Source organism: Actinoplanes sp. NPDC051633, from assembly GCF_040681735.1.
Taxonomy (GTDB): Bacteria; Actinomycetota; Actinomycetes; order Mycobacteriales; family Micromonosporaceae; genus Actinoplanes.
On record NZ_JBFAZH010000280.1, the window covers coordinates 1 to 7,723 of the forward strand.

General features: G+C 70.8%; 9 protein-coding genes. 8 read left to right on the forward strand and 1 reads right to left on the reverse strand.

Features of this window, described 5'->3' with window-relative positions; all coding sequences use genetic code 11:
* From AB0M20_RS17540 to AB0M20_RS17555, 4 genes are all read left to right on the forward strand, one after another.
* The coding region (locus tag AB0M20_RS17540; RefSeq protein ID WP_364299253.1) for a SpoIIE family protein phosphatase at positions 1 to 220 on the forward strand (220 nt) is incomplete at its 5' end.
* A complete protein-coding gene (locus AB0M20_RS17545) occupies positions 217 to 1,842 on the forward strand; it encodes an ATP-binding protein (protein WP_364299255.1) in 1,626 nt (541 codons plus the stop codon). The genes AB0M20_RS17540 and AB0M20_RS17545, both read left to right, overlap by 4 nt.
* A complete protein-coding gene (locus AB0M20_RS17550; RefSeq protein ID WP_364299257.1) occupies positions 1,839 to 2,294 on the forward strand; it encodes a response regulator in 456 nt (151 codons plus the stop codon). Before AB0M20_RS17545 ends, AB0M20_RS17550 begins: the two co-directional genes overlap by 4 nt.
* The gene (locus tag AB0M20_RS17555) at positions 2,287 to 3,093 is read left to right on the forward strand and encodes an inositol monophosphatase family protein (protein ID WP_364299259.1); all 807 of its coding nucleotides are present in this window, start codon (positions 2,287 to 2,289) and stop codon (positions 3,091 to 3,093) included. The genes AB0M20_RS17550 and AB0M20_RS17555 overlap by 8 nt, the downstream gene beginning before the upstream one ends.
* On the opposite strand, the gene AB0M20_RS17560 is transcribed toward AB0M20_RS17555, so the two are convergent.
* Positions 3,090 to 3,455: a VOC family protein gene (locus tag AB0M20_RS17560; RefSeq protein ID WP_364299261.1), complete on the reverse strand. Its 366-nt coding sequence runs from the start codon at positions 3,453 to 3,455 to the stop codon at positions 3,090 to 3,092. The two genes, AB0M20_RS17555 and AB0M20_RS17560, sit on opposite strands and share 4 nt — an antisense overlap.
* Positions 3,456 to 3,477: 22 nt before the next feature.
* Between AB0M20_RS17560 and AB0M20_RS17565 the strand changes: the two genes are divergently transcribed.
* The 4 genes from AB0M20_RS17565 to AB0M20_RS17580 form a co-directional block, all read left to right on the forward strand.
* Positions 3,478 to 4,242, forward strand: coding sequence for an SDR family oxidoreductase (locus AB0M20_RS17565; protein ID WP_364299263.1), 765 nt, complete (start codon positions 3,478 to 3,480; stop codon positions 4,240 to 4,242).
* 68 nt (positions 4,243 to 4,310) lie between these two features.
* Positions 4,311 to 5,339, forward strand: a complete 1,029-nt coding sequence (locus AB0M20_RS17570) for a hypothetical protein (protein WP_364299265.1) — start codon at positions 4,311 to 4,313, stop codon at positions 5,337 to 5,339.
* Between the two features lie 44 nt (positions 5,340 to 5,383).
* Positions 5,384 to 6,880: a fused MFS/spermidine synthase gene (locus AB0M20_RS17575; protein WP_364299267.1), complete on the forward strand. Its 1,497-nt coding sequence runs from the start codon at positions 5,384 to 5,386 to the stop codon at positions 6,878 to 6,880.
* Between the two features lie 58 nt (positions 6,881 to 6,938).
* On the forward strand, positions 6,939 to 7,723 hold a 785-nt coding region (locus tag AB0M20_RS17580), incomplete at its 3' end, for a serine/threonine-protein kinase (RefSeq protein ID WP_364299269.1).

Consider the following 7,723-nt stretch of genomic DNA (forward strand, 5'->3'; position numbering starts at 1 on the left):
GCTGCTCTACACCGACGGGCTGATCGAGGGGCACACCGGCGTCGGCAACGAGCGGCTCGAGGTCGAGGGCCTGTGTGCGCTCCTCGACGAGGAGGCCGCCCGCGAGGTGCCGCTGGCAGCCCTGCCGGCCTGGCTGGTCGGTCGCGCCGAGCACGCCAACGGTGGCCCGCTCGCCGACGATGTGGCGATGCTGCTGATCTCGCGAGGGAGCGGTCGATGAGCGTCTTCAAGCTGCGCACCTGGACGCTGCGGCGGCGGGTGACGGCCCTGGTCGCCACCGTGGCCTTCCTGCTCACCGCGCTGGGCGTCTTCGCCGCGATCACCGCCGCGGAGAGCAACGAGAATCTCGACACCGTGCTCAACAAGACCGGTCCGATGCGCATCGCCGGAGAGAACCTGGTGACCGCACTGGTCGACCAGGAGACCGGCATCCGCGGTTACGCGATCACCGGCCGGCAGGACACCTTGAGGCCGTATGACGACGGGTTGGCCCGGGAACGCCGGCTCCTCACCGTCATCGAGCAGGGGGAGGTGCTCTTCGACGACTCCGACGTCCGTGCGGCCCTCCTGAACTTCCGGCAGAACGCCGACCGATGGCGCGCGACGGTGGCCGAGCCGGTCATCGCGGCCGTCCGCGCGCAGGGCCCGGAGGCCGGTCAAGCGCTGGTGAGGGCGGCGTCGACCGCACAGTTCGATGCCGTGCGGACGTCGATCGAGCGGCTCAAGAGCACCATCCTGAAGGTTCGCAACTCGGCCGCCGACGCCGCCGAACAGACCGGCAACACCCAGGTGGCGATCCAGATCTCCGCGGCCGCGATCATCATCCTGGCCGGTGCCGCCCTGCTGCTGCTGATCGACCGGCTGGTCACCCAGCCCGTGGTCGACCTCGCCGAGCAGGTCCGGGAAGTGGCGAAGGGCGACTATGACAAGCGCATCGTCAGCGCGGGATCGCCGGAGCTGCGAACGCTCGCGCGAGACGTGGACGGCATGCGCACACAGATCGCCGCGGAGCTCACCGAGGTGCGCGAGGCTCGGGCGCAGGTGGAGTGGATCAACGAACAGCTCAAGACGCAGGCCGAGGAGCTGGTCCGGTCCAATCGCGACCTCGAACAGTTCGCCTACGTCGCCTCGCACGATTTGCAGGAGCCGCTGCGCAAGGTGGCCAGCTTCTGCCAGCTCCTGCAGCGCCGCTACGCCGGGCAGCTCGACGAGCGCGCCGACCAGTACATCGGCTTCGCCGTCGACGGCGCGCAGCGCATGCAGCGGCTGATCAACGACCTGCTCGCGTTCTCCCGCATCGGCCGGCTGACCGCCGGCTTCACCGAGGTCGACCTGAACAAGGTGCTGGGCGAGGTGAAGTCGCAGCTCGAGGCGCGGGCCGGCGAGGACGGCGAGATCGTCTGGCACGAGCTGCCCGTGGTCGAGGGCGAGGAGCCGCTGCTCACCACGCTGTTCGTCAACCTGATCGGCAACGCCCTCAAGTTCCGCCGCCCGGACGTGCCGCCGCGGGTCGAGATCACCGCGTGGCTCGAGGGCGAGGAGTGGCACGTCAACGTGCGGGACAACGGGATCGGCATCGAGGCGGAGTTCGCCGACAAGGTGTTCGTGATCTTCCAGCGCCTGCATGCGAAGGACGCGTACGAGGGCACCGGGATCGGGCTCGCCATCGTCAAGAAGATCGTCGAATATCATGGCGGACGGATCTGGCTCGATCTCGACGTCGACGAGGGCACCTCGATCAACTTCACGCTGCCAGTTCTGGCGGGCCTGCCGGTGCAGGAGGCGGAGCCCGCCCCCGAAACACCGTCATCGCAGTCACCGAAAGAGGTCGCGGCACCATGACCGGTCCGATCAGGCAGGACGGCACGCCCATCGAGGTGCTGCTCGTCGAGGACGACCCCGGCGACGTGCTGATGACGCAGGAGGCGTTCGAGGAGCACAAGGTCCGCAACCGGCTGACCGTGGTGTCCGACGGCGCCGAGGCACTCGCCTACCTGCGGCGCGAGGGGCAGTTCACCGACGCGGTGCGCCCCGACCTGATCCTGCTCGACCTCAACCTGCCCCGGCGCGACGGCCGCGAGGTGCTCGAGGAGATCAAGAAGGACGACGAGCTGGGCCGGATCCCGGTGGTCGTGCTCACCACGTCGCAGGCCGACGAGGACATCCTGCGCAGCTACCAGCTGCACGCGAACGCGTACGTGACCAAGCCGGTGGACTTCGAGCGGTTCATCGCGGTGATCCGCCAGATCGACGAGTTCTTCGTCAGCGTCGTGAAGCTGCCGCCGCGTGCTTGACCAGGTCGAGGCGCTGATCCGCGAGGTCGCGGCGACCGTCGTGCTGCCGCGGTTCCGGCACCTGAACTCCGATGACGTGCAGGTGAAGGCGCCCGGCGACCTGGTGACGGTGGCCGATCAGGAGGCCGAGCGGGCGCTGACCGCCGGGCTCACCGCCCTGCTGCCGGGCTCGCTGGTGGTCGGCGAGGAGGCGGTCGCGGCCGACCCGGCGGTGCTGCGGCGGGTCGACGAGCAGGGCGCGGTGTGGATCGTGGACCCGGTCGACGGCACCAACAACTTCGCGGCCGGCAAGACCCCTTTCGCGATCATGGTGGCGCTGCTGCGCGAGGGCGAGCCGGCCGCGTCATGGATCCTCGACGTGGTCGACGACCGGATGACCGTCGCCGAGGCGGGCAGCGGGGCGTACATCGACGGGGTGCGGGTGAAGACGCGCACCGACGACCCGGGCGCATCGCTGCTGCGCGGTGTGGTCGCTCGGAAATACCTCACGAAGGACCTGCGTGAGCTGGCGAAAAAGCACGGGCACCGGCTCGGCGAGGTGACCGCCGGGCACCACTGCGCGGGGTACGAATACCCGGCCGTGGCCACCGACGAGCAGCAGTTCGCCCTCTTCTGGCGGGTCCTGCCGTGGGACCACGTGCCCGGCTCGCTGATCCTGCGGGAGGCCGGCGGCACCGTCCTGCACCTGGACGGCAGCGCCTACCACCCCGCCGACTCGGAACGCGGCCTGCTGGTCACGCCCAACGACGACGTCTGGCACACCGTCCGCGACACGCTCTTCCCGGGCTACGAGTTCTAGAGCTCAGGTTCGAGCTTCGCCACGATCAGGATCCCGTTGCCGGCCGGGTCGGTGACCCGTGCCGTCCGCTCGCCCCACGGCATGTCCGCGGGCTCCTCGACGATCGTGGTGCCGGCCGCGCGCAACGTCTCGACCGCGGCGTCGCAGTCGTCGGCGTACACGCAGAGGGTGTAGGCGGTGGCCGGCCCGGCATCGCCGGCCGCCAGCCCCAGCTCGCCGGTGGCGAGCCGCAGCGTGACGAACTGGGGCTCGCCGTCGGGCGGGAACTGGTAGGCGGGACGAAAGCCGAGCAGGTCGCGGTAGAAGGCCACGGTCGCCGGCAGGTCCGGCACGGTCAGGATGGGGAACGCCTCCGTGAACATCACTCCACACTAAAGTGCGCTCGTGGCCTCGTACCTTGATCAGATCTTCGGTTTGTCCGGGCGCCTCGCGGTGGTGACCGGTGGCAGCTCCGGCATCGGGCGGGCGATGGCGGTCGCCCTCGGCCGGGCGGGGGCACGGGTCGTGGTGATGGCCCGCGGCCGGCCGGCGCTGGACGAGACGGTGGCGGAGATCGGTGGATCCGGCGCCGCGATCCCGGTGGATCTCGGCGACCGTGCGGCGGTCAAGGCCGCGATCGGCGCGGTGCTGGACGGGTACGGGGTGCCGGACGTGCTGGTCAACGCGGCGGGTGTGAACCGCCGCCCGCCCCTGGGTGAGCTCACCGAGGACGACTGGGACGTCACGCTGGCGGTGAACCTGACCGCGCCGTTCCTGCTCGGCCAGGCCTGCGGGCCGCGGATGGCCGAGCGCGGCCGGGGCCGGATCATCAACGTCGTGTCGCAGCAGGCCTTCCGGGCGTACGGGAACAGCGGCGCCTACGGCGTGTCCAAGGGTGGCCTCGTGGCGTTGACCCGGTCGCAGGCCGAGGCATGGTCGCGCAGCGGCGTCTGCTGCAACGCGATCGCGCCGGGCGTGGTGCACACCCCGCTGACCGAGCAGGTGTTCGCCGACCCGGCCAAGGTCTCGGCCCATGCCGCCAGGACGATGACCGGTCGTAACGGCGTACCCGAAGATTTTGTGGGTTGTGTCCTTTATCTGGCGAGTGACGCCAGCGCTGCCGTCACGGGTCAGACACTCTTCGTCGATGGTGGATATTCGGCCACCTGATCGAGGTGCGTCTACCCCACGGGGGCGAGTACAGTCCCCTCCGCTCAAGGAACCTTGGGAGGTAGACCGTGGCGGCGACTCTCCTCGGGCGGCAGGCTGCTGCCATCGCGCTTCAGGCGGTGGTGCTGACGGCCGTCGTGCTGGCGGCCGTGCTGGCCGGACCCGCGAGCCGGGCGAGCGCTGCGCCCGATCCGGAAGGCGCCAGCAAGACCCTGCGCGCCGCGCTGGAGTCGGCCGCCAAGGGGCACATCGTGGCGAAGCAGCGGCTGGCGGCGTCGCAGAAGCGGCAGAAGTCGCTGCAGGTCACGATCCTGCGGACGCAGGTCGAGGTGACGGCGATGGAGACCGAGGTCCGTGCCGTGGCCGGGCGCGCCTACCGTCTCGGGCGCTTCAACACGATGAGCCTGCTGCTCAACGCCACCTCGCCGGACACGTTCCTGCAGCGCGCCAAGGGGCTGGACGTCATGGCTCGGCTCGACGGCAAGGCACTGGAGCGATACCGGGCGGCGGTGGAGACACACCAGAGGGCCAATGCCGCGCTGTCCCTGGAGATCAAGGAACAGCAGAAGCAGGTCACCGTCCTGGCGAAGAAGAAGAAGGAAGCCGAGGACGCCCTGGCCGCCGCCGGTGGCGGCCAGGTGGCCGGCGGATTCGTCAGCGCGAACTCTCCGCTGGCCAAGCCGGCGCCCCGCAATTCCGACGGCTCGTGGCCCGACGAGAAGTGCACCATCGACGACCCGACCACCTCGGGGTGCATCACGCCACGGCTGCTCAACTCCTATCAGCAGGCCAAGAAGGCCGGGTTCGACCACCACACGTCCTGCTTCAGCCAGCGTTCCTCCGGCGAGCATCCCAAGGGCCGGGCGTGTGACTTCGCCGCCGACAAGGGCGGGTTCGGCGGCACCGCGAGCGGGTCCAGCCGGACGTACGGCAACAACCTGGCCGCGTACTTCGTGAAGAACGCCGACCGGCTCGGCGTCATGTACGTGATCTGGTTCCGGGAGATCTGGATGCCGTCGACCGGGTGGCGTTCGTACAGCGGGTCCGGCAGCCCGAGCGCGGACCACACCAACCACGTGCACCTCTCCGTTCTCTGAGCCTCTCAGTTCTTCTGCAGGTGGCCGTCGGTAGTCTTCGCGCGATGGAAACACCGCGCCCGCTCCCGAACGCCCTGGCCACCGCCCTCGTGTTCTTCGCCAGTGGCGCGGTGCTCGTCCTCGAGATCGTCGCCCTGCGGCTGGTCGGCCCGTATGTCGGCGTGACCCTGCAGGTGAGCAGCTCGGTGATCGGCATCTCGCTCGCGGCCATCGCCTACGGCACCTGGCTCGGCGGCCGGCTCGCCGACAAGTTCGACCCACGCATGCTGCTCGCGCCCGCGCTGATCCTGAGCGCGATCGGCACGGCGATCACGCTGCCACTGGTGCGCTGGGGTGGTGAGGTGCTGCGCGGCGGAGCCGCACCGGCGGTGCTGCTGCTGGCCGCGATGGCGGTGTTCCTGCCCGCGTTCCTGCTCGCCGGGATCACGCCGCTGGTGGTGAAACTGCAGCTCGGCGACCTGCGCAAGACCGGCCAGGTGGTGGGCCGGCTGTCCAGCTTCGGCACCCTCGGCGCGATCACCGCCACCCTGGGCACCGGCTTCATCTTCGTCGCGGCGTTGCCCAGCAGCGCGATCATCCTGACGCTGGCCGGAGTGCTCGCGGTCTCCGGGTTCGGGCTCGGCTGGTATCTGCGCCGGTCCACGATCACGCCGGGCAAGCCGAGGACGCGGGCGGCCCTGGCCGCGGTCGGGCTGGTCGGAGCGGGTCTGGGGGCCCTGGCGCCGACGCCGTGTGACGTCGAGACGGCGTACCACTGCGCGCGCATCGACCACGACCCCGCGCTGGCGAGTGGGCGCACGTTGATCCTGAACTCGGCCCGGCACTCGTACGTCGACCTGGACGACCCGGAGAACCTCGAGTTCGCCTACACCCAGTGGCTGGGCGCGGTGACCGACACGGTCCGGCCGCCGGACGCACCGCTGTCCGCCCTGCACCTGGGCGGCGGCGGGTTCACCATGCCGGCCTACGTCGCGGCCACCCGCCCGGGCAGTGACCAGCAGGTGATCGAGCTCGACGGCGGGCTGGTCGAGCTGGACGAGCGCGAGCTGGGGCTGAGGACCGGGCCGCAGCTGCGGGTGCGGGTCGGCGACGCGCGCGTGGGGCTGGCCGCCGAGCGCACCGAAGCGTACGACCTGGTGATCGGGGACGCCTTCGGTCACCTGGTGGTGCCGTGGCACCTCGCCACCAAGGAGATGGCCGCGGACATCGCCCGCGTGCTGAAGACCGACGGCGTGTACGCCCAGAACGTCATCGACTATCCGCCGGACCGCTTCGTCCGGGCCGAGCTGGCCACCGTCGCGGCGGTCTTCCCGCACGTGGCCCTGATCGCGCCCCCGGCAGCGATCAAGGGCGAGACCGGCGCGAACTTCGTCATCGTCGGCTCGAAGTCGCCGCTGCGGCTGACCGTCCTGCGCGACGCGCTCGACCTGGCCGACGAGCCGGTGTCGCTGCTCTCCGGGCCGGAGCTGGACGACTTCGTCGGAGACGCCCGAGTGCTCACTGACGACTACGCACCGGTCGACCAGCTACTTCAGGGGTAGCTACCGGACATATCTCCTAGCGGCATCGCCGCATGGTCTTACGCAGCACAATCGGCATATGGGGCGGATCGGACGGCGCATAGCGGACCGGTACCGCCTCGTGGAGAAACTGGGCACCGGCGGCATGTCCGAGGTCTGGCGCGCCCTCGACGAGACCCTCGGCCGTCAGGTCGCCATCAAGGTGCTCACCCCGCAGCAGGCCGGCGGCGACGCCCGCGACCGGATGCGCCAGGAAGCGCTCGCCGCGGCCCGGCTCTGCCACCCGCACATCACCAGCATCTTCGACTTCGGCGAGTTCCCGCTGCCGGACGACACCGTGCCGTACGTGGTGATGGAGCTCAACGACGGCGAGTCGGTCGCCGCCCGGGTCCGCCGGGACGGCCCGCTGGCCTGGCGCGACGCCGTCACGATGGCCGCCGAGGTGGCCTCGGCCCTGGCCACCGCCCACGCCCGCGGCGTCGTGCACCGCGACATCACCCCGGCCAACGTGATGCTCACCCCGACCGGCGCGAAGGTCGTCGACTTCGGCATCTCCGCACTGGTCGGGCAGCAGGACGCCGCGCCGGACGGCAGCTTGCTGGGCACCCCCGCCTACCTCGCTCCGGAACGGCTCGCGGGCGCGCCGGTCTCCCCGGCCACCGACGTCTACGCCCTGGGCGTGCTGCTCTACCGGTCGCTCGCCGGGCGGCTGCCGTGGCCGGCCGAGAACACCACGGAGGCGCTGCGGGCCCACCTCTACGCCGAACCGGATCCGGTGCCGGCGCTGCCCGGCCTGCCGGACGAGGTGGCGACCCTTTGCCTGCGATGCCTGGCCAAGACGCCGTCGGACCGGCCCGGCGCGGC

What these genes read in the sequence shown, in the direction of transcription:
- AB0M20_RS17545 (WP_364299255.1), top strand. Translation starts at nt 217, where the DNA reads ATGAGCGTCTTCAAGCTGCGCACCTGGACGCTGCGGCGGCGGGTGACG.
- AB0M20_RS17550 (WP_364299257.1), top strand. Translation starts at nt 1,839, where the DNA reads ATGACCGGTCCGATCAGGCAGGACGGCACGCCCATCGAGGTGCTGCTC.
- AB0M20_RS17560 (WP_364299261.1), bottom strand. Translation starts at nt 3,455, where the DNA reads ATGTTCACGGAGGCGTTCCCCATCCTGACCGTGCCGGACCTGCCGGCG.
- AB0M20_RS17575 (WP_364299267.1), top strand. Translation starts at nt 5,384, where the DNA reads ATGGAAACACCGCGCCCGCTCCCGAACGCCCTGGCCACCGCCCTCGTG.